The organism is Deltaproteobacteria bacterium HGW-Deltaproteobacteria-2 (genome assembly GCA_002840505.1).
GTDB lineage: Bacteria > Desulfobacterota > Syntrophia > Syntrophales > Smithellaceae > Smithella.
The window spans coordinates 230,006-255,580 of sequence record PHBC01000001.1; the positions used below are offsets into that span (position 1 = coordinate 230,006).

Below are 25,575 nucleotides of genomic sequence, written 5' to 3' on the forward strand. Positions count from 1 at the left end.
CTCTAGTCAATTCTACGAAAAATCAGGCAGGAATTACACCCACCAAAACCAAACGCGTTTTTCAGCACAAATTCCTGTTTTAATTTTCTCGCACCTTCAGCAACACAATCAATATCAATTTCCTTATCGGGAATATAATTTATTGTAGGCAGTAAAGTCTCTTTAATCATTCCTTCCATGGCCAATATAGCTTCAATGGCGCTGGAGGCGCCCATCGCGTGACCAAGTTGAGATTTGTTCGCCGATACAGGTGGAATATTTTTGCCGAAAATATTGTGCAGGGCATCAGCCTCTACTTTATCCCCTACTTTTGTGGATGTTGCATGCGCATTGACTGCGTCAATGTCTTTCGCCCGCAAGCCGGTATTGCTTATAGTTTCCTCGATGCATCTTTGTACCGTTGTCAAATTGGGCGAAACAAAATGACTGGCATCAGATGTCATTGACCATCCGGCCATTTCTATTTTTGATTTAAGCCCATGAGCTTTCGCGAATTCATCGGTTGCCAGAATGATACAACCCGCTCCTTCTGAAACTACAAACCCGCGCCGGTTGACTGAAAAAGGCCGGCTGGTTTTCTCCGGCAGCTCTTCCGGCTGTCCTTCTTTCGGACGATACGCACCGTTCATCGTGGCAAATCCCGCAACTATGGGCTCAACCAGAGGGAAATCTACCGCACCGCCGATAACTATATCCGCCATATTCCGCTGCAGCAGCATCTCACCGATTATAAGCGAAGTAATTCCGGTAGCGCAAGCCGTAATCGTTGAGCAAATCGGCCCCGTCGCTCCAGTAAGAATGGAAACCTTGCCGCCGACCATATTTATGCAGGAATTGGGATTGGTAAAAGGGTGAGGCATTTTCGCTTCTTTAATCATCAGACGATCAGCCTGTAAAACTGCATCTAAACCACCAACCGCTGTGCTAAAAGTAATCGCCACACGTGGCCCAATTTCTTTCGTGATTGCGATCCCACTTTTTTCCAGAGCCCGATGCACTACCAGAAGGGCATATTTAAAAATCGGTGAAGTCCAGTGCGCCATTTCCCGTGGCTGTAAAAAAGGATATGGACGAGAATCAATTTCCGCAACTTCACCGGCTACGCGTACCGGAAAATTTTCGCTAAGAGGAAATCTGGTCAATGCACCTATGCCACAGTCTCCGGCCAGAGCCCGCTGCCATTGATTATCCAAATCCGTCCCCAGTGAAGAAACGGCATCATAACCAAGTATTAATGTTTTCTTGGAAGCCATAATTGCGTACCTAAAAGGTATAAAAAATCATCTCCCTCGGAAAAGGACTAACCGGAGATGTTGATAATCAAAGTTTTCTATATCAAAAATTATCGGGGATTACCAAGGAATAAAGTGATACAGTTTGGCAAACATTTCATAAACTTCAATCCAATTTTGCAAATCTTTGGTGGATTTCAAATGTTCACGTTTATTGACCATGATCCAGCTCATATGCGCTGCGCCGTCCTTGCAGGTGGAACAATCGCGCGTCGCCGAAGTGCAGCAACGATGAACAGTTTTTAAATCGGAGGCCCAGCGGGAAAAATGTATTAAACGACGGGGACGGTTTTTTCTGTTGTCCAGCGATTCAGTAACAGAAGGGCATTCATTCCAGCCAAAGCTCCGTCCCATCATTTTTCCCGTGGTAATTATTTCATGATAGTATTTGCAGGAAATTACCGTACGCGGATAATGATCGAGCATCTCGTCCATCTCAAAGCGCAAATCTTTGAGCTCGCCTTCGCGCCATGAAAATCCGTCCACGCCTTCATCGTTGGATAAAAGCTGAAGATGCACTTTTAATCCGACATCGGCTATTCTTTTAATCACCGGTTCAATCTTACCCAACTGACGCGGCGTTATCGTATAAAGATAATAGGTGTAGGCGTCACCCTCGTAATTCTTGCTGGAGACAGTAAAGGTATCACGCCCGCGGAGAACCTTCTCGTCTTCGCCGTTACCCCAAAGGGAAATTCCAACCATCATATCGGGGAATTTATCGCGGGGAATCTTAATCAGACCATTGGTGGCGCAATACGTGGGCAGGCGCTTGTAGAAAGCTTCGACACGATCCATGCACAAAGTCGGCTCGCCACCGATCAGAATTGCCAGATTTACTCCGCGCTCTTTTTCGCGGTCAATAAAATCTTCCCACTTTTTGATATCCATTTCTTCGGTTGCAGCCTGATGCTCTCCCGAAGAAAAGAAAAAACACCCCTTGCAGCGCAAATTGCAGCGATTGGTTACATCATATATGGAACTGCGGATATTAAGACTGGAGATTTTCCTGTATCTTTCGTGCCATTCTTTATTTAGCAAGGAACTGACTGTGTTCATTAATATTATCCAAACTATCTATTTTCTAATTTGTCGCCGCGTGTGGCGGTTCTAAAATTTTAGCGCAAAGATTTTCACCCTTCTCGTAACCCATTACCCAAACGGACAGATAAGTATCCACATAATCCAGCCATGATTTAAAAATATCCACACTGTTCACATGACGGTAAAGGCGCGCTGTGACCACCGCGGAGCCGGCGGCGTAATGACGGCAATCTGCGCAATCCGTATCCGGCACACAGCACGCAACAGACCTGTCCCAGTTAAGGTCTGTCCTGTATTGCCGGAAAGACCTTCCCAATCCGATATCCTGTGAAGGATTCTGACGGGGATATGAACAACCGTAAAGATCGTGCAAACCTTTTTTATGTGTATGCGCCACAGCGTTATAAACGGAAAAAAGAACGTTGCGCGGATATTTTTTCAAAAGTTCTATCATTATCTGCTTTGTCCGCTCAAGGGATTCATCATCATGCCGCAGATTTCCCGTGTAACCGACCGGTGCGGAAAAAACATTAAAGGTCAATTTGCAATTGTGGGCGATAAGTTCAGCAGCGACTTCCTTCACCTCATCTATGTTTTCCCGCGTAAAGGTATAAACAAAAACAGCACGCGGATCGTTTTCATAATTCTCAATCTGTTTTTTCAAGAGATTTTTAGCTTTTCTGATTCTCAGGCTGGTTTCATCATTGCCCCAGACGGAAATATGCAGTTTATAGCCAACCGATTCCGGTATTTTTTTTAAACCATTGGTGGCAATACTGCCCAGCGGCATCTCCTGGTAGCAAACATCCAGCAATTCCGGCACCAGGGAAGGCTCCGCTCCTGCCAAAACAACGTAAGTAATGCCGCGCGCCTTCTCTGCCCGCATCAGTTCACGCCATGCTTCCACATCGCCAATTTCTTTGGCAAATTGTTTTTCGCCTTCATAATAATAACAGCCGTCGCAACGGATATTGCAACGATTGGACATATCGTAAGTTGATTCCCGTAGAAAAAAATACTTCCGCACCTTTTCCCAGCGCTCTTTAACTTCGCGCTCGGCTAAAAGCTCGGAAAATTTCGGTTTGGTTGATTCCAGATTTACTTCACGATTGACCTGCATAGATCTTTCAGCTTCCATCAACTAATTTTTTGTGGCAAGTTTTTCTTCAATATATTCGGAAATCAGGCGGATGGTTTTTAATTTGGGATAATCATCTTCGTCTATTGTAATCCTGTACTCATCCTGCAAGACCAAAGCGATAGTTGCCAGATCCATGCTGTCAATGCCCAGTTCATCCACCAGATCCATATCCGGATTAAATGTATCCGCGGTAACATCTTCCAGTTTAAGCTCATCAATAATGATTTCGGCCACGTGCCGTATAATGCCTTTGATATCGTGACTTACAGGCATCACAATCCTCCTTACAATAATTATTTATATTTATTTTCTATCCATTTATTTTTTTAGCGGCAATCTGGCCGCTGCTAACAACATTTTCTTTATTTATCACTTTGAAAGAAAATAAAATATTTTCACCCGTGTCTTCATAATTTATACTTATCGACAATGTATCTCCCGGCCTTACCGGCTGTGTGAACCTGATCCTTCTGAGCAAACGTAATTGCAGCTGTGTTCCTTTCTTTAGCGCTTCTTCAATAATTGCCTGTTTAACTATATAAACTAAAGCTATTCCCGGAAGAATCGGCTCGCCCGGAAAGTGACCCGAAAACCAGGGAGAATCAGCTGGCACATCTGCTAAAGCTTCAATATTATTATTAGTAGTTGCTTTTACCTCTTTTAATAAACTCCACTGATTTTCCAATATATATGCCTCATTGGCTACTTTCTTAATTAAATGCGCGCCAAAAAGTATAAATTTATATCATTGATTGTTTTTTCAATCAAAATATTTTTATAACGTCAATAAATAAATTTAATGAGACCCAGACTTCAGAAGCGAATAACCTAAAGGTCACTATAGGCGCGCTGAAGTCTGTTGGTCGAATTATCCCCTCGATTTTGGGGAAATAACGTGAATTTATCGTTTTGTAATGACCGCATTGCAAAATTCAGTTCATGCAAAAAGATACCAATATTTAAATTTGGTCAGGTAATTTTCTTTTCACAAAGTCATAGAAATGATGATACTGGGCAAGAAACGTGAATGCCCGTCTAATGAGCTTCGGGTTTATCTTCCATGTTTCGATCAAGCTTTTGACGAACAAGTTTCGTTCCGCCGGTGTTACCAGAAACATGAAGAAAAAAAACATTCTGACGCCATGGTAAAATTGTTTGGGATCAAATTTCTTATTCATATACAAAGAACTGCAATAATCAACATGCTGCAACCAGCTCAGGAGTCTTTCGCGGAATAGCTCCGGCTCGTATATTTTTTTGAATAGTTTGCAATATCTTCGCAGAAGCTCTTCGCGGCTCATCTGTTTTGGAATAATGTTTGTATAGAGTTGCCATTCCCCGGAAAAATCGTCGCCCAAGAGACGATCTTCCTTCTCCATGCGATTATAGAGCGGCGTGTGCCTTGGTGCGTTCAGAAGGCTGATACCGACGATCGGGCTGTTGGTGTTGGTGAAAAATGCATAAAGTTCGTCAAAGACACCTTCATCGTCGTGATCGAAGCCGACTATCATGCCAAGAAAGGGCATGATGCCGAAACGAGAAATGTGGTTGATGCGCTCGAAAATGTCATGTTTGAGATTATGGACTTTCTTCACTTCTTCCAGGCTCTCCCTCCGGATAGTTTCGACGCCGAGAAACAGTACGGAGAAGCGCGCATCGGCGCACATCCGAAGCAGTTTTTCATCATCGGCGATCTCCACTGTAATCTGGGTAGAAAACGAAAGGGGGCGCGACTGTGTGATATTCCAGGCGATGATGCTTTTCAGAAGTTTTTCCATGAAAACCTTATCCGCCAGGAAATTGTCGTCGGAGAAAAAAACGGTGCGGGCGCCGATTTCATGGGCTTTCTGGATTTCCGCCATCACTTGCTCAACTGATTTGGTCCGCGGTTCTCTGCCCACATACTGGATTACGTCGCAGAACTCGCAGTTGTGGGGGCAGCCCCGGCAGGTCTGGACGTTGATGTTGATGTAATCATCGGCGTCGATGAGGGACCAGTCTGGCGCCGGGCTATCCTTCAAATCAATATAGGTCTGCTGGTGATAGACGGGTTTTGCCTTTCCTCTTATCCATTCATGAAGAAACTCGGGCCAGGTGTATTCGGCCTCGCCGATAAAAAGATAGTCGGACAGATCGTCGCATTGATCGTGGTTGATACTGGCATAGGCGCCTCCCAAGGCAACCTTGACACCCCTTTGCTGAAATCCCAAGCATAATTCGTGGATCCTTTTTGAATGAAGTGTTGCACCCGTGACAGCAGCCAGATCGCACGGCATGTTCCAATCCAGTTTGGAAACATTTTCATCACATAAAATATATTCCACGTTTACATCAGGTGGGGTCAGGGCCATGAGAGTGGCCAAAGCCGCATTGGGCATAAGGGTCTTGGCCCCCAGAATGCTGACCGTCCCTTGCATGGACCAGAAGTTTTCGGGATGTTTCGGCGCAATCAGGTAGATGCGTTTAAAATGATCACCGCTACCGTAACGTTTCGTTTTCATACTAAACAGCCCGGCGCTACCATTTTTTATTTTAACAACTCTCGCCCTACATAATATCAGAAAATATGTAATATAAAAATGTCTACTTAATTTATATATATTTCGTTCCTAGTTAATTTCTCTGCCGATTAAGGCGGAAAGAGGAACACCTTTTAAATCTTTAACAATAAGACCCCGCAATATCTTTTCAATCTCGGAAATTAGAACAGCACTGTCTTCTTTACCGCGCGGATTTGCATCGTGCAGTAAAATAATATCGTCGGCCTTAACCTTTTTAAGAATTCTCAAGCTAAGATTATTAACGCAGCGATTACCGGCATCGTAAGCGCGGCAATTGAAAGTTACACAAAACATCCCCAGTTTATTAAGAACTGAAGGAAGTTTGGGGCTGATTATTCCCACCGGCGGGCGGAAGGCCGGAGCGTTCACACCCATATCTTTAAGAACTTCCTGCGCCCGTGATACCTCCTGATAAAGATAATTATACCTTCCCAGCATCAAAAAAGGATTGTGATGAAAAGAATGATTGCCTATAGTGTGTCCGCGATTAATTATTTCAGTAATTAGTTCAGGATGTTTCAGAGCATTGACGCCGGAAACAAAAAAAGTTGCCTTAACTGAATATTTATCAAGCAACTCCAGTATTTGTTTTGTTGTCGGTTCGGCAGGGCCATCATCAAAAGTCAGAGCAACCAGATTCTGGCCCGTATTACCGCGGCTGATTACAGGAAGGTAGAAACTACTCCGGTAACAAAAAGATGCGACGACACAAAGCAAGATATATAAAAGTGCGATTATTATGGCGAGCAGTGAATCAACAAAGAAAGCCGCCGCGGCGACAAATAAAAAAACTATTCCGGTGATTTGGGCTGGACTTAAGGATGACAACTTCTTTTTCATTTACGCATCCACCTCCGTCCCGATACGAAATCGGGACACCTCCGCCAGCGGAGGACATTAAATAACACCTTCCCTTTTCACCCTCCCTCAATCCCTCCCCTCAAGGGAGGGAGGGCCAATGACGCATAACATTGTCGACTTGTTTTATTGGATAAGGTATTCCCACAGCGGCCCTGTAAATCCTCGTCTGTAGAGTTTCGGCAAAATGCGCGTCGCTTTCGCTTCGCCTGCACCGATAAGCCAGTTCAGACGGCCGTTGGCCTTATCCTCCACCATCTTCATAATTTCCGGGGCGGTTATTCCCGAAGAGCGATAAAATACAGGCGGCAGGATATTTGTACCAGCAGCAATCTGCTCTTCACGCAGAGCAACCTCATACAAAGCGGTGTGCGGATAAATGCGGACGCCACAGAAAAAGAAAAAAACCGCTTTTTCTAGTTTATCGATTCCCGTCAATGTTTCTTGCAGAGTCTGTTTATTTTCACCGGGACCGCCCAGCAAAAAATAATGGGCAATGTGTAATCCTGCATCAAGCGCCGACTGATGCGCAGTAAAAACTTCACCGGAAGTAAAAGGTTTGTGCAAATTGACCAGTACCGTATCCGATAAAGATTCCGTACCGAATTCCACATGCGTTAATCCGGCATCAGCCATGCGTTTGAAATAATCAGCCGGAGGAACGTTGGGAACAAAAAAGCCTCCCCACGGAATGGACACTCCCGCTTCAATGAAAGCCTTGGCAACCTGAGAGCTGTGATCATAACTGGCGTTGAAAGCGGAATCGGTTATAAAAATATATTTGGCGCCGGCATCCTGAAGTTCGCGGGCATTGCGGGCTATTTCACGCGGCTCATAAAAGCGCATCCGGCCACCCTCGATATGAGGGTAAGTACAGTAACTGCAGTGAAACGGACAACCTCTCTTAGTTTGCAGGTTAAGCATGCCACCATAAGAAAGATAAAAACTTGTATGATGACTGGCAGGATCGAAATGTCTGTTAATCGTGCCGCTATATGGCTCATAAACGATATCCGTTTTTTCTTTTGTCAAAACTCCCGGTATTTCTTCGACATTCGCCTTATTCTCCAAAGCATCCAGAAGCTGCGAGAGTCTTTCGCCTTCGCCGACAATGCCATAATCGGCATCAAGCGCCTGCATGAACTCAACAGGGAAAATTGTAAAACCGCTGCCGCCTAGAATTATTTTTGCCTTGGAATTCGTTCTTATCTGACTCACTAAATTCTGATATTCCGGTAAAAAGCTCCGGCAGTTTAGCACATCGGTATTATCAATATTTCTGATTGATACTCCGGCAAAATCGGGCGAAAATTCTCTGATCATCGCTTCCAGACCTTCCGGACTGGAAAAATCATTTAAATCAACAATTTTAGTCTGGTAACGGGAATCGAGAGAACCGGCCACATAATCCAGTCCCAGCGGATATACCGGATACGGAATTCTCAGAGTATTTGCCGAAATTAGCAGTACTTTCATAATAAGAGTAAAAACGCGCTATACTTTTACGGGTTATATATTCGTGTGAGATGAAACCTAACCTTTAGTCTTTTGATTCTGGGAAATGTGAGTAGCCAGAGCGCGCACGGAAGCGAAAACCTTTACGCCCAGTTCTTTGTTTTCTATTTTAACGCCATAGTCTTTCTCAATCATCATCACCAGTTCCAACACATCAATGGAATCAATCCCCAGATCGCCGCCCACGAGCCTTTCATCGTCTTTTATGTCTTCAGGCCCAACATCAATTAACCCCAGCGTCTCAATGATTTTAACCTTAAGTTCACTTATCATTATTTCAATCTGACTCATTTAATAACACTCCTGTTTTTTTATCCAGCGACCATACCAAGTCCGCTTCATTTATTTATATCATTTTCCGAATCTTTTATTGGGCTTGATCTTACAGTATTAATTTCATCACCAAGAATTTTTCCCAGCACTACCTTGGCAATCCAACGTCCCAGCGCTTTTACATATCGGGGTCCGGTAAGATACATACCCAACATCGTAATCAGCCAGGAAATGCCATAAGCCACGGGGATTCCGATAATACCAACCATTGGCTTTTTCAAATCAGCGGCAATTAACCCTACTATAAAGAATGACGGTATGACCATAATAAAACTAAAAACAATTAAAATAATCCCGATTTTTTCGGGTAGAGTATGCTTCTGTCTTAAAACAGTTAAATCAGCACGTTCATTTATAGCGTTCCTGAAAAATTCTTTACGGGCAAAATGAAGCGCCGCTTTTTTTATTATTCTCAAAATATTCCCCGTGGGCTGTTGAAAAACGCTCAACTGCTGCGTTGCGCTGCAAACAGCACCGCTCAACGTATGCAAATATACGCCTCGCGGTTCAGCTTTTTGCCCGCCTTGCATTTGAACATTTTTGAACAGCCTCCAATCATGGGATTTTTCAAAAACTGCAATATTTCTTGTAAAAAATATACGTCAATATTTTAAAATGGTAATTCAGGAAGCGTCTGGTGGACAGCTTTATAAGCTAATTACCTTTCCATGATCCCGCCGACAGAATGTTTTGAACGAAGCGGATAATCTTTATAAGCTATATTCTTAAATACTCCCGTACGCGCTTGTCCAACAGTCGCAATCAACTCATTATCTATGTAAATACGCCCGTCGCCGATTACTATGCTCGCACCCGATTCCTTCAAAAGAGAATAACGCCGCACATCAACTTCAAAACGAACACATTTGTTAAAAGGGCGAATTTGACCGTTGAAAGCTACCTCGCCACACCCCAGCGCTCTACCCGTACCCAGCGAACCCTTCCAAACGCAAAAGAAACCAAGTAATTGCCAGATAGCGTCCACTCCCAGGCATCCGGGCTGTACCGGATCGCCTGAAAAATGGCACTGAAAATACCATGCATCCAAACGGATGTCCTGTTCGGCTATTATTTTTCCCTGCTTACCGTCGCTTTCTATCAATAATATGCGATCAACCATAAGAAAGGGAGGAGCCGGAAGCTTCGCGTCAAAATGTTCCGGAGGATCCGTTATCAGCCGGCCATAAGAAAAAGCAAGAAGTTCTTCGAAGTCAAAATGATCGCGCTTTAAAAATTCCTGATATTTCATAATTATTTTTCTCTTCCCGTATTAAAAGTACGATAATACAATGATTTCCGCTAACTATAGTCAAATATAAGAAAAGGGTTCTTTTGTCAAAAGAAAAAATGTGCGCGTTTCGTTTTTTAATGGCGTTGAAAATGAATTTGCGTTATAAAGTTGCGCAACTGTATAATTTAAGATGAGGAGAATAATAATGAACAGAGCCGCCCTTCATAAAATCAGTTACGGTTTATATATCGTCACCTCCGGCCAGGAAGGTAAGTTTAACGGCCAGATTGCCAATTCCATGTTTCAGGTCACATCCAATCCGGCAACAGTGGCCATAAGCATAAACAAAGAAAACTATACTCACGAACTGATAAAACTCAGCCGCAAATTTGCCGTTTCAATTTTGTCCGAAGCTGCGCCAATGACTTTCATTGGTCTTTTCGGCTTCAAAAGCGGGCGCGATGTTAATAAATTGCAAAACGTAAAAACAAAAACAGGAACGACAAAAGTTCCTATCGTTATGGAAAATACAGTTTCCTATATTGAAGTGGAAGTGGAGAAAGAAATGGATTGCGGCACGCATACAATATTTGTCGGTAATATCGTTGATTGCGACGTGGTAAGCGATGCCGAACCAATGACTTACGCTTATTACCAAAAGGTCAAAGGAGGGAAATCACCGAAAACCGCCCCGACCTACGTGAAGGACGAACCGGCGGCCGCTGTGCAGCCTTCTTCCAGTTATGTCTGCAGCGTCTGCGGTTATGTTTATGATCCAGCTAAAGGTGATCCTGATAACGGAATTGCTCCCGGAACAAAATTTGAAGATTTACCGGATTCATGGACATGCCCTGTCTGCGGCGCGGATAAATCAAAATTTGAAAAAGAATAATACTGAAAATGTTGCGTTGAATTTTGCATTGAGAAGCTATTTCCTGTACTGATAAACTTCCTAAACTCGTTAATTGACGAATTCTTAAAATTATGCAAGATTATAAAAATTAATGATTATATACAGTGGCACTGCCGGAAAGCCAGTCAACAAACAAATAACATAGGAGGTAACAACTAATGAAAAAGTCATTAGGAACAATGGTAGCTCTAATGGTAGTTGCTATTTTATCAGTAATTTTCATTACGGCAAAGTATTCCAACGCAGTAGATATTGGAAAAGACAGCCGTTTTATTGCCTATGATAACGGGACGATATTGGATACGAAAACGAATTTGATGTGGGCAGCTAAGGACAATGGAAGTAATATAAATTGGACGGATGCCAAATCTTATTGTGAAAACTACAGAGGTGGCGGGTTCACGGATTGGCGGATGCCAACCAAGAGTGAGCTAAAAGGATTGTACGACGATTCAATTTTCGGAAACAATGGCTATCATCTAACTAAGCTGATAAACCTCAGCGGAAGCTTCGTCTGGTCATCCGAAACGACTGGTCCCAACACATTCGTCACCAGTTTCCTGTATGGCCTGACTTACGAGGAACCCTCGTCCAACACCAGAAGAAATCGAACGCTTCCGGTGCGCACATCAGGTGGAGAGACGGCAGCCGTTAATGAAACCACTACTGAAGCACCTGTTGCCGCCGCTGCTGCTACTGCCACTGGTGCCACTAAGCAATGGTGGGAAAAAGGCTATGTTCCTCCTCCTAAGGTTGAAGAACCCGCCGCTCCGGTGGAAGTAATTGCTCCCGCGACAGAAGCACCCGCTGCTCCGGTGGAAGTAGTCACCCCCAAAGTTGAAGAACCGGCTGCCCCGGTGGAAGTCGCTGCTCCCAAGGTTGAGAAACCGATGCCGGAGAAGGTCTCCATGCCGCTCAATGTGAAATTCGATACTGCCAAATCCGATATTAAGAAAAAATATGATAACGACATCAAAAAGGTAGCCGATTTCATGAAAGCGAATCCCGAAGCTACAGCTGTAATCGAAGGCCATACCGATAATGTTGACATCCACAATGAACCGGAAAGAAACATGCGGTTGTCTCAGGCCCGTGCTGATAGCGTCAGAAAATACCTGATCGACACTTTTGGAATTGATGCGTCCCGTATCACCGCTGTCGGTTATGGACCGAATAAGCCTATTGCCAGCAACGACACCAAGGAAGGTAAGCAGAAGAACCGTAGGATTGAGGCTGTCATCGAAATGGTGAAGACAAAATAATTATTTAATAGATTCTGAAAACACTTAAGGCCTCATAACCACCGCAAGGTTATGAGGCCTTTTTATAATGATTTTTTTCTTTGCATCCTGCCTTAAATATATTACTATTCAAAAAAAATCTGAAAAAACTAATTAAGTATATTAATTGTTAAACATTATTTCAACATCATGCAGGGAGGAAATTGCAAATGGGTAAAAAAAGACTCAATCGAATTATCATGTTATTTCTGGCGACAGCATTTTTCGCAACAGGTTGTGCAAGTTTTCCAGGTAAACAACTACCCACATACACTAATAATCAATTACCGGTTCCGGCAAAGAAGATAATTGCAACATATGATGTTAAAGCACTTGGTATTTACGGCGCAGACAGTAAGATGTCAGCTGCTCGTATCGATGGTAAGATACAAAAGATACTCGCACCAAGTCCAATCTTTTCTGACTTAAGATCAGGATCTGGACAGAGCGAGTATCATTATTCCTTTCTTTTCCGTAACAACGGCATACCACCAATACCAGTCGCGTTTCTTAACGGCTTCATCTGTGGTTTTACATTTGGTTTAGTACCAGCCTTTGCAAGAGATATTTATATCATTACCGTTGACGTTAAACAAGACGGTCGTGTTCTCAAAACATACACTTATCAAGATCATATGGATAGTTGGATTCAAATAGGTCTCTTGGTCCTTACGCCTTTTTATTTTCCAATTACTGTTTCAGATGAAGTTATTGATAATATGATAATGAATTTTGCATTTGACTTCAGCAATGATGTTCGATCTGGTGTCTTTCTCGCTAAACAGAATTGATAAATTGCGCTTGTTGCGCAATGATATCGAGTATTTAAATATATGTTATATATGCATTCGTAACTGATCGCATAATAAAGCGTTTAACAAGCCGCTAAAGCCGATCGCAGCCCGCTAGGCAGCTCCGGTTGATTTTTTCGTTAGGCATAAATCTAATATAAAGGAAACGCCAATGACCAATATCAAAATAATAATTATACGAACAATATTTTTATGCATCATTTTATTATTTGTAGGCTGTGGTGTGTCCACTTTGCGAATTCACACTGATTTTATTCCAGCAGGTTCTCTAAGGCTTGGCCAAGTAATGTATGTCGTAAAGCGTTCAGACATTCTCACCGATCAAAACAAACCAACATATGAAGCCTTAATCGCTTCAGGCATCAAAGATTCTGAAATAAAAGATGGCAGTGTAGTTTGGGCACGCATCTTCTGTTGTGGTGGCATCACAGAAAAATACAGTTCTGAAGTAGCTGGTTCCCTCTTGTTTTATGTTCCGCAATCTCTAAATGTGTCTCTGGGAGATATTGTAGAGGTTAGTTCTGGTAGTCCACCCGAAAAAGGTGATGCAGGTATAATAAACACGGTGACACGCGTTGTTCAGAAAAATAGTGAGAATTATAATAAGTGCTGGTGGGACCCCAAAAATGATCGTCTATGGCTTAGGGTGTTGTACTGCGATTGGATGCCACGCGAAGGGTGGATTAAGCAAACAGGTTCTTATCCAGCATGGTACAAACCAGCGGCCGCCTCTCCGTCTAAGAAATAGTGGCTCATAAATAAGGGAGGCATAACAAAATCAATACAGCCGATCGCTACGCTCCGGCTGATCTTTTCGTTAGATATAACTTTCTTCATTCTTAGGGAGGATAAGATAAAATGATATGTAATATTTTGAATATCTCAGGTTTAATCTTAGTTATTATTACACTACTTTTTGTAACAGTATTCCCACTCTTAATGCAAAAATATTATCCTAATAAATTGTGGTTTGGAATTATTTTATGTCTATTCACAGTCACAGGTCAATTATATTTGCCTGGTGGAGTAAAATATTTAATAGGTCTATTCATATTTAGTTTTATTTTATCAATAACACCACCTATTGATAATGATATACTTAAATTGATTCTTTATCATTTATTGTCTGTTGTTATCATTTATTGGCGTTTCTCAAAACTTAATAAGAGTGTTACGAGTACCATTTGATAAAATCAATACAGCCGATCGCTACGCTCCGAGTGATCTTTTCGTTGACTTTCAAATCAAAGATGATATCGAGGCGGCGAGGAGTAGGCACCGGAGGCGTATATGCTCCGGGAGTGCGACCTAAAGGGAGCACAGTGAAAAAAATGGATCATTTCCTTACCGGTTAGGTACGCCACAATTACGTAGCTAACAAATACGCTGAGGACGCCTACGACCCCGGCCTGCGCCGGGGCAGGCTGTGCCAACAAAATTATCGCTTTATTTGAGATTGATTAATACCATTTCGATTTCACAGGATAACGAGGCGGCAAGGAGGAGGTGACGAGGCGTATTTTACATACGTTGAGAAAACCGACGACGCTGCCAACAAAGTTAGCCGAAGAAAGCGGATTGGTATTCCATGGCTTTGCGGTATTCACTCACCAGCGCCTCTTTAGCAACGCCCCGATCAATGATATCCCATGGCAGAACTTCATCAAATTGCTTTTGGCGATAAACGTAAAAGTCCGGATTGATATTAACTTCCTTCAACGCCTGCGCCCAGTTCTCCTCCAGGCGATTTGCGGTGAGCAATATTTCGCCCACCCTTCGGTCACCCAGAGATAGCAGCGCCTGAATATAATTCCATTTCGGAACATCGTGAATGACCTTAATTGACTTTTCGCGCTTCAAAGCGTTTTCAATCTTTTTTATTTTTCTGCCCACCAAACCGACATCCTCCAGAGAGCACCACTGAAAAGGGGTTGCCGGTTTAGGAATAAATTGATTTATGCTCAGCGTAATGTGCCGGAACTTTTTCTTTCCTTCGAATTTACTATGAATATGATGCTGAATTTTTTTAATAAGTTCGATAATGGCATCTATATCACCCTCTTCCTCCCCGGGAAGGCCGACCATGAAATAAAGCCTTAATTTAAGAATTTCTTTTTTAACCAGTATTTCCACGGCATTCATTATATCGTTTTCGGTTATGCCCTTGCGGATAATGTCCCGCATTCTCTGGCTGCCCGCCTCCGGCGCCAGCGCGACCGTTTCGATGCCGCCGGTTTTCATAAAATCAACTATCCTTTCATCTATCTGATCAATACGCAGGGAACCCATGCCGACCTGCGCTTTCTGCTTGATGATGTATTCACAGATGTGGTTGAGATCGGGATGATCGGAAACAGCCGCACCCACCAGACCGATCTTCTTTTTTCTTTCCAAACCACGGTCAATGGACGCGATGATTTCCGCACTGCTGCGGAAACGAACCGGACGATAAACAAAACTTGCCGCGCAAAAGCGGCAGCTTCGGGCGCAGCCCCGATTAACTTCCGTCAGAAACATATCTTCCATTTCGGTTTGAGGCGCGCTGATAATTTCTTCGGTACGGAAAGAATCGATATCTTTTACGTGATGTATTTTTATTCTTTCCGGCAAACCCGTTTCACATGGCTTTATTAACTGAATTTTGTTTTCCGCAGAATACTTTACTTCGTAAAGAAACGGAACGTAAATATTATTTACTTTTTTCTGTAAATCCACGAGTAAATTACGACGATCCCCGCCAAGACGGCGCGCTTCTTCAAAATAACGGCAGAATTGCGGCAATGTTTCTTCGGCTTCGCCCAGAATAAATAAATCAAAAAAATCGGCCAGCGGCTCGGGATTAAGAGTAAGAGCAATACCGCCGCCTATAATTAACGGGTAATCACTCGAACGGTCTCTCGCCAACAAGGGAATGCCGGCAAGATCCAGCATTTTTAAAATATTGGGGTAATCGTTTTCAAAGGATAAAGAAAAAGCCAGAATATCAAATTCGGCTATTGACTTCTGGCTTTCAAAACTAAATATTTCTGCCGCCCCGGAAATGAATTTGGCATTGTTTCCGGGAGCGGGCAGAAATACTCTCTCACATAGGAAGGAGGATTGCTCATTAAATATTTTATAAACAGTTTGGAAGCCCAGGTTTGCCATGCCCGTCCGGTAATAATTGGGATAAGCCAGACAAACCGTATTGTATGTCCCCCAAACTTTTTTTACATATCCAGTCTCTTTCTCCAGAACAGCAGCATGTATTTTTTTCAGTTTCCAATCCATTATTTTATCATGGCCTACAGTCTGCTTAGTCGGCCTGACGGCGTAAAAACGTCGGAATCTGTATATCGCTCATATTGTCGGTTTCATCGTTAATGTTCATATTCGTAAAATTCAAATTGTTTTGTGTTTTCCCCCGGCGTATGAAAGCAGGCGTCGCTAAATCATCGCGTCGGTAACCGCCCAGATGCGTAACATTTCCCAGTGATTCCTTTTTCTTTGATATATTATCAAAACCCGTGGCAATGACCGTGATACGAATTTCATCCTGCATATTCTGATCAATTACCGTTCCGAAAATAATATTAGCTTCTTCATCCGCTTCCTCTTGAATCAACGATGAGGCTTCATTAACTTCATAAAGACTCATATCCGGTCCGCCGGTGATGTTGAGCAGAATTCCACGCGCTCCCTGGATAGTGTTGTCTTCCAGAAGAGGAGATGAAATCGCTCTCTGCGCCGCTTCTACCGCCCGGTTTTCGCCGCTGGCCATGCCGGTACCCATAATGGCTATACCCATATTGCTCATGACGCTCTTCACATCGGCAAAATCAAGATTAATCAGTCCCGGAACCAGAATCAGATCCGATATACCTTTAACCGCCTGATAAAGGATATCGTCTGCTTTTTTGAAAGCTTCCAAAAGCGACAAATTGCGGCCACCCAAACTCAAAAGGCGTTGGTTAGGAACAACTATGAGCGTATCTACAATATCCCGCAATTGTGCGATCCCTTCTTCAGCCTGAATATTACGTTTTTTACCTTCAAACTGAAAAGGCTTGGTAACCACAGCAATTGTCAGAATGCTGCATTCGCGGGCAATTTCCGCGATCACGGGAGCCGCGCCTGTTCCCGTTCCTCCGCCCATTCCCGCAGTAATGAAGATCATGTCCGCACCTTCCAGGAACGGCCGGATTTCATCGCGGGATTCCAAAGCCGATTGTTTGCCGATTTCAGGATTGGAACCGGCCCCCAGACCTTTTGTTATTTGTGTACCAATTTGAATTTTAATTGGCGCATTGGATACGCCGAGCGCCTGTGAATCCGTATTGGCGTTAATGAAATCGACGCCTCCCAGAGACGACGCGATCATTGTATTGACAGCGTTCCCGCCGCCACCGCCTACGCCAATCACCTTTATTTTCGCCAAATTCTCACTACATATCTCCGTTAATTCAAACATGTTCTCTCCTTCCTTTCAAAAAAATTCTGAAAACATTTTTTTTGCCGTTCTTATCATTTTACCAAAAACATTCGTCGTATTTCTGTATATGGAATCACCATCTAATTGACTATTCCCATATATAATTAAACCGACACCTATAGCATGCGCCGGTGAATTCACAATATCGGAAAGGCCTCCAATACCAATGGGAATACCTTTGCGAGCCGGCATATCAAAAATTTGTTCAGCAAGTTCAGTGATACCGTACAAAAGCGACGTTCCGCCGGTCAAAACAACTCCGGCTGCCAGTAAATCTTCGAAACCGAAACGGACAACTTCCTTGTAAGCAAGATTTAAAATTTCTTCCATTCTCGGCTCGATTATGCGCCCCAATATCTGACGCGACACTTCGCGGTCTTCCCTGCCGCCCAGACTGGGCACGTTGATTGTTTCATCCTTGGGAATCATGGAAGTCAAAGCACATCCGTATTTAAGTTTAATTTTTTCCGCATCGCCCAATGGTGTCCGCAACCCTGTTGAAATATCCGACGTAAGATAGTTGCCGCCAACCGGTAATATCGCCGTATGTTTGATGCTGCCTTCAGAAAAAATTGTAACTGAAGTATTGGCTCCGCCAATATCAAGCAGAACGACACCTAAATCTTTCTCATCAGAACTTAACACTGCCTCACCGGCGGCCAATTGTTCCAAAACGACATCATCAATATCCAAACCCACACGGTTTACGGATTTTACAATGTCCTGAATAGCGGAAGTGGCTCCTGTAACAATGTGCACTTTAGCTTCCAGCCGGACACCGGACATCCCGATAGGGTCTTTAATTCCCTCCTGGCCGTCAATTACATAACTCTGGGGAAGAATGTGCATGATTTCCCTGCCTACGGGAATGGCAATGGCTTTGGCAGCTTCGATCGCTCTTTGTACATCGCTTTCACTCACTTCTCTGCCTTTTATGGAGACGATACTCAACGAATTTTGTCCTTTAACATGGCTTCCGGAAATTCCGACATAAACAGAATTGATGCGGCATCCGGACATATGTTCAGCTTCCTCCACCGCCGTTTTTATTGATTCCACCATGCTGTCAATATTGACAACTGTTCCTTTTCTTATTTCTTTGGCCAGAGATGTCCCGACGCCAATGATATTAATACCGGTTTCGGTAACCTCCCCGACGACAGCCGTGGTTTTTGTCGTTCCGATGTCAAGCCCGACTATGACATTGCTTCTCTTTCCCATCAGCACTTTCACCTCATTTTTTAATTTTACCAGCCTACCTGCAAACTTTTCGTTTTATATCAAATACTGCTGGCCTTTAATGATTTGTTCTATACGGCCGGGAGCATTTTTGCGTTGTACTGTAACTTTTGACTCATCAGACAAATCAATGCATAAATAGCCGTTTTTCATTCCTCTTTTTTCCATGTCAGCCATAATCAGAGTTAATTGTCCCAGTTTTCTTTCGAAATCACCTTTCCCCAGCTTTAAATAAAGGCCGGCATCGGAAATTAAAGACAATCCGAATACCTCATCAATATGAATCTCGGAAATTGTACCCAAATAAGTGTACTTGCCGGAACCGGATATAGTCTTCAATAATTTAAGCGTGCTTAAAAAAAGCGGGGATTTAGTTCTGTCCTTCTGTGTGATTCCCGTAAATATCGGAAGATCTACTTCGTCGCCTTTACCCAGTTTTTTAAATACAAAACCTTCACCATCCATCAGATAGAAATCACTGGCCTGCTTGACTAGAGCCAACGGATTTCTTTCCTGCACTTCCAGAACAAGCTTGTCGGGCAGTTCCCTGCCAATATAAACATTTTTTACCCACTGATTCGCAGAAACTCTGTGGATGACAGCATCAGTATTTATTGCTAATAGATTTTGCGCAGGCTTTATATCCGCTAACTCCAGGACATCTTTTTCCGTTAGTTCCTTTAACCCGCGCACGGAAATTTCTTTTATTTCAAAATACGACCTGCTTATAAGCAGATTGTAAGCATAAATAAAGAAAGTGGTCAGAACCGCGACGGCAAGCAGTAACCCGGCCGCTGCAAAAAAATCCCCCGACATTCCGGCCAGCCGCCGACGCACACGGTTTTTTTTCGCTTTCAGGCCCAATTTCTTCAAATTAATCCTCTCCAACAATCACAACTTCTGTTTCCAACTTCACACCCTTCTCTTTTTCGGCTCTGGATTGAATCAGCGCAATCAGTTCTAAAACATCAGAAGCCGTGGCACTACCCCTGTTAACAATAAAATTGGCGTGTTTGGGTGATATTTGCGCGCCTCCGATACTCATTCCTTTCATACCCATGTCTTCAATAAGTTTACCGGCTATTTGCATGGGCAAATTCTTAAAAATGGAACCGGCATTAGGAAATTCCAAAGGATGTTTTTTCTGTCGCCATTGCAGAATTTCATTTATTTTTTTCTTAATTTTCTCGCGTTCACCTTTTTTAAGTTTAAATTGAGCAGCCAATATTACTGTGTCGGGAGGTAACAATGTCTTGCGGTAACTGAAAGATATTTCTTCGCTGTTCATTGTCTTGATTTCGCCTTCAGCATCCATCAAAGATATTGCCTTTATAACATCTTTCATTTCTTTCCCGTAAGCTCCGGCATTCATCCATACGGCACCACCCACCGTACCCGGGATACCGGCGCAAAACTCAAGTCCTGTTAGTTCGTCCGACACGGACATGTTGACAACCTTTGCCAATGCCGCACCTGCCTGAGCAGTAACAAGATAACCGCTTTCCGGCGTATATTCGTAACTTATTTTTTTCATTCCGGTCATCAGCAATATTGCTCCCCGGTATCCGCCATCCCGAACAATAATATTGGTCAGGTTACCCACCGGCAAAAAATTAATTTTTTTTTCTTTAAGTTTCTTTACAACCTCAAGCAGTTGATCTTCATTCTTTATAAACACAAGAGCGTCGGCTTTCCCGCCAACAGCAAGCGATGTATGACTCGACATTGGCTCATCATACAATATTTTTCCGGCTACTACATCGCTCAACGCTTTTTTAATTTCATTTTTGCCGGCCATTACTTTTTTATTTTCCCTGCCTTCAGTTGTTTTAAGAAATTTTCGCCAATTTTATAAATACTGCCTGCCCCCAGAGTCAGAACAGTATCTTGTGATTTTACTGTCTTTAATAAGTATTTTACAGTGCTTTCCGCCTGCGCAATATATTTCACATGTGTTTGCCCGGTTTGTCTTATCGCTTCGCAAAGCGCGGCGGAATTTATTCCGGCAATAGGTTCTTCGCTGGCCGGGTATATGTCATTGATAATCAATATGTCGACATCCCTGAAAGCTTTGGTAAATTCATCAAAGAGCGCCTTTGTCCGGGTAAACCTGTGTGGCTGAAAAACTACAATGAGTCTGTCTTTCCATACTTGCCGCATGGCAGCCAGTGTCTCTTTAATTTCCGTCGGATGATGGCCATAATCATCAACCACTGTGATATCGCCCACTCTTCCTTTAATTTCTAGGCGGCGCTGAACTCCCGAAAAGCTCTGCAAACCTTTCTTGATTGTTGCAAAATCAAGATTCAGCTCGCGTGCCACTGCTATTGCCGCTAAAGAATTATAGACATTAAACATACCCGGAACAGTTAATTCGATCTTGCCTGAATTCGTTCCTTTATAAGCGAGATTATAGGTTGTTTTTCTTTTGAAAAACTTTATTTCTCTGGCACTATAGTCTGCCGGCGATTCAATACCATAAGTTATCATCCTGCGTTTAATTAATGGAATAATTTCCCGCGCGTTAATATTATCGCTGCAAATAACCGTACAACCGTAAAAGGGAACGATATTGGCAAATTTGAGAAATGCCTCTTTGATTTCAGTAATGCCCGCATAAAAATCCAAATGTTCGCGGTCAATATTTGTAATTACGGCAATTGTAGGCGACAATTTTAAAAATGATCCATCACTTTCATCCGCCTCCGCCACAATAATCTCTCCATCGCCTAATCGGGCATTGCTGCCGATACTGGCAAGTTTTCCCCCGATGACCATCGTCGGATCCAATCCACCGCGGGCCAGAATCGTGGATATCATCGATGTGGTCGTAGTTTTGCCATGGCTACCGGAGACGGCGACAGAAAATTTCATTTTGAGAAGTTCCGCCAGCATTTCCGCCCGCGGAATTACCGGAATATTTTTCCGGTGAGCTTCTATAACTTCCGGATTATTTGCTTTTACCGCCGTGGAAGTTACAACTACATCGGCATTGCCGATATTTTCCGCAGCATGTCCGATGACCACCTGCGCACCAAGTTTCTGCAATCGCGCCGTTGTTTCCGAATTTTGAACGTCGGAGCCGCCGATGTGATAACCGAGATTAACCAGAACTTCGGCAATCCCGCTCATACCGATGCCCCCGATTCCCACAAAATGAATGCATTTTACTTTGCGCTGCATTGAGCTGTTTCTTTTATCTAATCTCATTTGTACCGCCATTTTCTCTCTTTCTTTATGAACTGAACTTCGTAAAGTTAATTTTTCCCGGTCATTAATTTAATACAGTTATCAACTATTGTTTTTGCCGCATCAACTTTGCCTAGTTTTAATGAATTTTCTTCCATCTGATGCAACTTTTGCTCATCCCGTAACTGATCTTCAATTACACCAAATAACTTGCCACCGCTAAGCTCCTTCTCCGGGATCAGGATAGCAGCGCCTTCGGAAGCCATAGCCTGCGCGTTTTTCAACTGATGATCGTTGGCCGCCCAGGGATACGGGATTAAAATCGCTGCTTTGCCCGCCGCTGTAATTTCCGCAAGTGATGTGGCTCCGGCACGACAAATGATTAAATCTGCATCCGCATAAGCTCCGGCCATATCAACAATAAAAGACGTCACTTGCGCCCGAATGCCGAATTGTTCATAAGCTTTTTTCACTTCCTCCAATTGCCGAGCGCCGGTTTGATGAAGAATACGCACCTTATCTTTCATGCCCTGTAACTGCGGCAGCATATCCATAATGCTTTTATTGATCGCCTCAGCGCCCTGCGATCCACCAAAAATCAGCAACTGCCGATAATCTTTTTTTTCTTTTCTCTCACCGCTTTTGGCAACCAGTGCCGCCCGGACTGGATTTCCGCTGACAATAACTTTTGTTTGCGGGAAAAATGTCCGCGTTTGCGTATATGTTACGAATATTTTATCTGCAAAATTGCCCAGTATTTTATTAGTAATGCCCGGAATAGCATTTTGTTCCGCAATTACTGTGGGGATGCTCATAAAGTGAGCGGCAAGCACTGCCGGTCCTGAAGCATAACCGCCCACTCCCACTACAATGTCAGGGCAAAACTGTTTCAAAATGCGCCTCGATTGCCACATGCTCTTGGGAATCTGATAAGCACCTCTTATCAATGCTTTGCCCCCTTGTCCTTTAACACCTTCAACATCAATTTCTCTGAGTTCATAACCAAGCTGACCAAGCAGTTTGCTTTCAATGCCTTTTTGGGTTCCAATAAAAATAATCGCTGTTTTATTATCTCTTGCCAAAAATTCTTCAGCTATGGCAATTCCCGGAAACAAGTGTCCGCCTGTTCCTCCTCCCGCAATTACAATGCGCATTGTTGCTTTAGACAAAACCAAACCCTTTTAACTTTTTTTTGAGCAAACAGCTCAGTGTCCCTTAATATTTCTTTCATCAAGTCTGGGTAGAAATATTCAATAAAATACCCACCGCCGTCATAGTCATGATAAATGCAGTACCGCCATAACTCAAAAAAGGCAGAACTAAACCCTTCAGTGGTATAAGTCCCATCACACCGGCAATATTTATGAATGCTTCCATCACAATCACCATGGTTAGTCCCGCGGCCAACAACGTCCCGAAAAGATCAGGCGCCTTCAACGCAATCATAAAGCCGCGAAAAGCAAAAACGGCAAACATGACTATAACAATCGTCACTCCTATAAAACCGCTTTCCTCAGCGATAATGGAAAGGATAAAATCCGTATGCGGCTCGGGCAAATAAAATAATTTTTGCATACCGTCTCCTATTCCCACACCAAAAGTTCCACCGGAACCAAAAGAAAGCAGAGATTGAATAATCTGGAAACCTGTATTGTCAGCATCTTTCCATGGATCTAAAAAAGCAGTCAACCGCGTCAATCTATATCCCTTAAAAAAAATCAATGCTACCCCGACCGGAATAAAAGCCGCTACTAAAAATGACAGATGCTTTATCTGAGCGCCGGCTATAAAAAGCATTAAAAGTAAAATAGTGGCAATAATTACGGCCGTGCCGAAATCCGGTTCCAGTAAAATCAACAAAATAGCAATTGAAGTAGCTATTAAAGGAACCAGAACTCCTTTGCCGAAATCCTTAAGTTGATGCGCCTTTCTGGTAAGCAAGTGTGCCAGGAAAACTACTATTGTAATCTTAACCATCTCGGTCACCTGAAAGGAAAAGCCGAATAAATTTAACCAACGCGTTGCCCCTCCACGCCTCATCCCCAAATGCGGTACCAGTAACAGTGACAGTAAGACAAAAGATAATAACATTCCCGGATAAGCCCATTTTCTTAATTGCGTATAAGGAACCCTGGTCATAATAATCATGGAAGTAATGCCCACAAACACAAAGAAAATTTGTTTTTTTAAGAAATATTGACCGTCCTTAAACTTTTCCAACGCAATAATGGAACTGGATGAATAAATCATTGCCGTGCCTACAGTTACCAAAATTAAAGTAACTAAAAGCAAAATAATGTCCGGTAATTTATCTTCATTTCTAACCACAGCATCCATTTAAAGATTCTTCACGACCTCCTTAAAGAAATTACCCCGTTCTTTATAATTGGCAAATTCATCAAAGCTGGCACAACCCGGCGACAGTAAAATCACATCGTCGGATTGAGCGTCTTGATAAGCGCTTTCCACCGCTTCCTTTAATTTATTTTTTTTCACGAGTGGCGTATCTTTGCCGATTAACGAAGCGATCCGTTCACGCGCTTCACCAAACAAAATCACTTTTTTTGTTTTTGTTTTAAGCAATGGCCGCAAAGTTTCAAAATCACCATCTTTATCGCGACCACCCAAAAGTAAAATCACGGGTTTATCAAATGTCTCCAGCGCCCGCTCAACGGAACCAACATTTGTCCCCTTGGAATCATCGTAAAATTTAATTGAATTCTTTTCCCCCGCAAATTCGATGCGGTGAGGTAATCCGTGAAATGCAGAAACAGCCGCAATGATATTTTCCTGACTGCAACCACAGAAGCGCGCCGCCATTATCGCTGCCATCACGTTTTCCACATTATGCAATCCGGGAAGGTTTATAATGTTTAGGGGATATTGCTCTTCATCCTCGCCGGGCATCCTAAAAACAATGTTATTTTTCTTAATAAATATTCCCTTTGGCAGCACTCTTTTAGAACTGAACTTTATAACTTGCGCATTAATGATCCTGTCTATTTCTTCCTGCTCCGGATCCGCGGCATTAAGAATCGCAAAATCCGTTTTTGTCTGATTAGCAAATACTCTGGTCTTGATGCGTCGGTACTCAGCGAAAGAACCATGGTAATTGATATGATCACAGGTTATATTCAGAAGAACAGCAATAAACGGTCTGAATTTTTCTATCCACTGGAGTTGAAAACTGCTGATTTCAGCAACGATAAAATCATCTTTCTGTGAGCCTTCCACATATTCAATCAAAGGATTGCCAATGTTTCCGCCGACAAAAGTTTTCTTTCCCGAGTATTGCAAAATTTCACCCAACAGGGTTGTCGTTGTCGTTTTACCGTTAGTTCCGGTTACGGCAATTACCGGAACTTTCAAGAATCGATAAGCCATTTCAATTTCACTGATAACCGGTATGTTTTTTTTCAATGCTTCAACTAACAAATCATTATGGGGAGGAACGCCGGGAGAAGGAACAACTATGCATGCACCCATTAAAATACGGACATTATAGTTGCCGATTTCCAGCCATTTTTCTTTAGCTATCTGTTCAAATTCAGCCCCCCATTTATCAATCGGCTGCTCATCAGTTACTATTACTTTCGCGCCTTGTTTTCCAAAAAATCTTGCAGCGGCAATTCCCGTTTTGCCCATGCCAATCACAACTATTTTTTTACCGGTAAGATTCATGCTTCCCCTATTCCT

Annotated in this window: 25 protein-coding genes; 5 read left to right on the forward strand and 20 right to left on the reverse strand. The window is 43.0% G+C overall.

Annotation, left to right across the window (positions count from 1 at the left end; all coding sequences use genetic code 11):
* Positions 1-2: 2 nt before the first annotated feature.
* The 11 genes from CVU62_01070 to CVU62_01120 form a co-directional block, all read right to left on the reverse strand.
* Positions 3-1,253 (reverse strand): beta-ketoacyl-[acyl-carrier-protein] synthase family protein, encoded by a 1,251-nt coding sequence (locus CVU62_01070; GenBank protein PKN38823.1) that lies wholly within the window; start codon positions 1,251-1,253, stop codon positions 3-5.
* A 99-nt stretch (positions 1,254-1,352) separates the two neighbouring features.
* Positions 1,353-2,351: a radical SAM protein gene (locus tag CVU62_01075; protein PKN38824.1), complete on the reverse strand. Its 999-nt coding sequence runs from the start codon at positions 2,349-2,351 to the stop codon at positions 1,353-1,355.
* 25 nt (positions 2,352-2,376) lie between these two features.
* A complete protein-coding gene (locus tag CVU62_01080) occupies positions 2,377-3,456 on the reverse strand; it encodes a radical SAM protein (protein ID PKN38825.1) in 1,080 nt (359 codons plus the stop codon).
* A 21-nt stretch (positions 3,457-3,477) separates the two neighbouring features.
* The gene (locus CVU62_01085) at positions 3,478-3,750 is read right to left on the reverse strand and encodes a phosphopantetheine-binding protein (protein ID PKN38826.1); all 273 of its coding nucleotides are present in this window, start codon (positions 3,748-3,750) and stop codon (positions 3,478-3,480) included.
* A 37-nt stretch (positions 3,751-3,787) separates the two neighbouring features.
* Positions 3,788-4,213 (reverse strand): hypothetical protein, encoded by a 426-nt coding sequence (locus tag CVU62_01090; protein ID PKN38827.1) that lies wholly within the window; start codon positions 4,211-4,213, stop codon positions 3,788-3,790.
* Positions 4,214-4,436: 223 nt separating this feature from the next.
* Positions 4,437-5,978 carry a hypothetical protein gene (locus CVU62_01095; GenBank protein ID PKN38828.1) on the reverse strand — a complete coding sequence of 514 codons (1,542 nt, stop codon included), beginning with the start codon at positions 5,976-5,978 and terminating at the stop codon, positions 4,437-4,439.
* Positions 5,979-6,086: 108 nt separating this feature from the next.
* The gene (locus CVU62_01100) at positions 6,087-6,878 is read right to left on the reverse strand and encodes a polysaccharide deacetylase family protein (GenBank protein PKN38829.1); all 792 of its coding nucleotides are present in this window, start codon (positions 6,876-6,878) and stop codon (positions 6,087-6,089) included.
* A 144-nt stretch (positions 6,879-7,022) separates the two neighbouring features.
* Complete coding sequence (locus CVU62_01105) at positions 7,023-8,372, reverse strand: B12-binding domain-containing radical SAM protein (protein ID PKN38830.1); 1,350 nt, start codon at positions 8,370-8,372, stop codon at positions 7,023-7,025.
* A 57-nt stretch (positions 8,373-8,429) separates the two neighbouring features.
* Entirely contained in the window at positions 8,430-8,702 is a 273-nt protein-coding gene (locus tag CVU62_01110; protein PKN38831.1) for an acyl carrier protein, read from the reverse strand.
* Positions 8,703-8,749: 47 nt separating this feature from the next.
* Positions 8,750-9,274, reverse strand: coding sequence for a hypothetical protein (locus tag CVU62_01115; protein ID PKN38832.1), 525 nt, complete (start codon positions 9,272-9,274; stop codon positions 8,750-8,752).
* 128 nt (positions 9,275-9,402) lie between these two features.
* Positions 9,403-9,993, reverse strand: coding sequence for a bifunctional 3-hydroxydecanoyl-ACP dehydratase/trans-2-decenoyl-ACP isomerase (locus CVU62_01120; GenBank protein PKN38833.1), 591 nt, complete (start codon positions 9,991-9,993; stop codon positions 9,403-9,405).
* A 187-nt stretch (positions 9,994-10,180) separates the two neighbouring features.
* On the opposite strand from CVU62_01120, the gene CVU62_01125 reads away from it, so the two are divergent.
* From CVU62_01125 to CVU62_01145, 5 genes are all read left to right on the forward strand, one after another.
* Entirely contained in the window at positions 10,181-10,867 is a 687-nt protein-coding gene (locus CVU62_01125) for a High molecular weight rubredoxin (protein PKN38834.1), read from the forward strand.
* Between the two features lie 179 nt (positions 10,868-11,046).
* Complete coding sequence (locus CVU62_01130) at positions 11,047-12,150, forward strand: hypothetical protein (GenBank protein ID PKN38835.1); 1,104 nt, start codon at positions 11,047-11,049, stop codon at positions 12,148-12,150.
* Between the two features lie 188 nt (positions 12,151-12,338).
* A complete protein-coding gene (locus CVU62_01135; GenBank protein ID PKN38836.1) occupies positions 12,339-12,959 on the forward strand; it encodes a hypothetical protein in 621 nt (206 codons plus the stop codon).
* A gap of 172 nt (positions 12,960-13,131) precedes the next feature.
* Positions 13,132-13,728, forward strand: a complete 597-nt coding sequence (locus tag CVU62_01140) for a hypothetical protein (protein PKN38837.1) — start codon at positions 13,132-13,134, stop codon at positions 13,726-13,728.
* 110 nt (positions 13,729-13,838) lie between these two features.
* Positions 13,839-14,168: a hypothetical protein gene (locus CVU62_01145; GenBank protein ID PKN38838.1), complete on the forward strand. Its 330-nt coding sequence runs from the start codon at positions 13,839-13,841 to the stop codon at positions 14,166-14,168.
* A 372-nt stretch (positions 14,169-14,540) separates the two neighbouring features.
* On the opposite strand, the gene CVU62_01150 is transcribed toward CVU62_01145, so the two are convergent.
* From CVU62_01150 to murD, 9 genes are all read right to left on the reverse strand, one after another.
* Positions 14,541-16,250 carry a radical SAM protein gene (locus tag CVU62_01150; protein PKN38839.1) on the reverse strand — a complete coding sequence of 570 codons (1,710 nt, stop codon included), beginning with the start codon at positions 16,248-16,250 and terminating at the stop codon, positions 14,541-14,543.
* 25 nt (positions 16,251-16,275) lie between these two features.
* On the reverse strand, positions 16,276-17,430 hold the full coding sequence (locus tag CVU62_01155; GenBank protein PKN38840.1) for a cell division protein FtsZ: 1,155 nt from the start codon (positions 17,428-17,430) through the stop codon (positions 16,276-16,278).
* Between the two features lie 15 nt (positions 17,431-17,445).
* Positions 17,446-18,672 (reverse strand): cell division protein FtsA, encoded by a 1,227-nt coding sequence (gene ftsA / locus CVU62_01160; protein PKN38841.1) that lies wholly within the window; start codon positions 18,670-18,672, stop codon positions 17,446-17,448.
* A gap of 54 nt (positions 18,673-18,726) precedes the next feature.
* Positions 18,727-19,563, reverse strand: coding sequence for a hypothetical protein (locus tag CVU62_01165; protein PKN38842.1), 837 nt, complete (start codon positions 19,561-19,563; stop codon positions 18,727-18,729).
* A 1-nt stretch (position 19,564) separates the two neighbouring features.
* On the reverse strand, positions 19,565-20,488 hold the full coding sequence (locus tag CVU62_01170) for a UDP-N-acetylenolpyruvoylglucosamine reductase (protein ID PKN38843.1): 924 nt from the start codon (positions 20,486-20,488) through the stop codon (positions 19,565-19,567).
* On the reverse strand, positions 20,488-21,873 hold the full coding sequence (locus tag CVU62_01175; protein PKN39433.1) for a UDP-N-acetylmuramate--L-alanine ligase: 1,386 nt from the start codon (positions 21,871-21,873) through the stop codon (positions 20,488-20,490). The genes CVU62_01170 and CVU62_01175 overlap by 1 nt, the downstream gene beginning before the upstream one ends.
* A 74-nt stretch (positions 21,874-21,947) precedes the next feature.
* Complete coding sequence (gene murG / locus CVU62_01180) at positions 21,948-23,033, reverse strand: undecaprenyldiphospho-muramoylpentapeptide beta-N-acetylglucosaminyltransferase (protein ID PKN39434.1); 1,086 nt, start codon at positions 23,031-23,033, stop codon at positions 21,948-21,950.
* A 76-nt stretch (positions 23,034-23,109) separates the two neighbouring features.
* Positions 23,110-24,216 (reverse strand): putative lipid II flippase FtsW, encoded by a 1,107-nt coding sequence (gene ftsW, locus CVU62_01185; protein ID PKN38844.1) that lies wholly within the window; start codon positions 24,214-24,216, stop codon positions 23,110-23,112.
* The gene (murD, locus tag CVU62_01190; protein ID PKN38845.1) at positions 24,217-25,560 is read right to left on the reverse strand and encodes a UDP-N-acetylmuramoyl-L-alanine--D-glutamate ligase; all 1,344 of its coding nucleotides are present in this window, start codon (positions 25,558-25,560) and stop codon (positions 24,217-24,219) included.
* Positions 25,561-25,575: the final 15 nt, after the last annotated feature.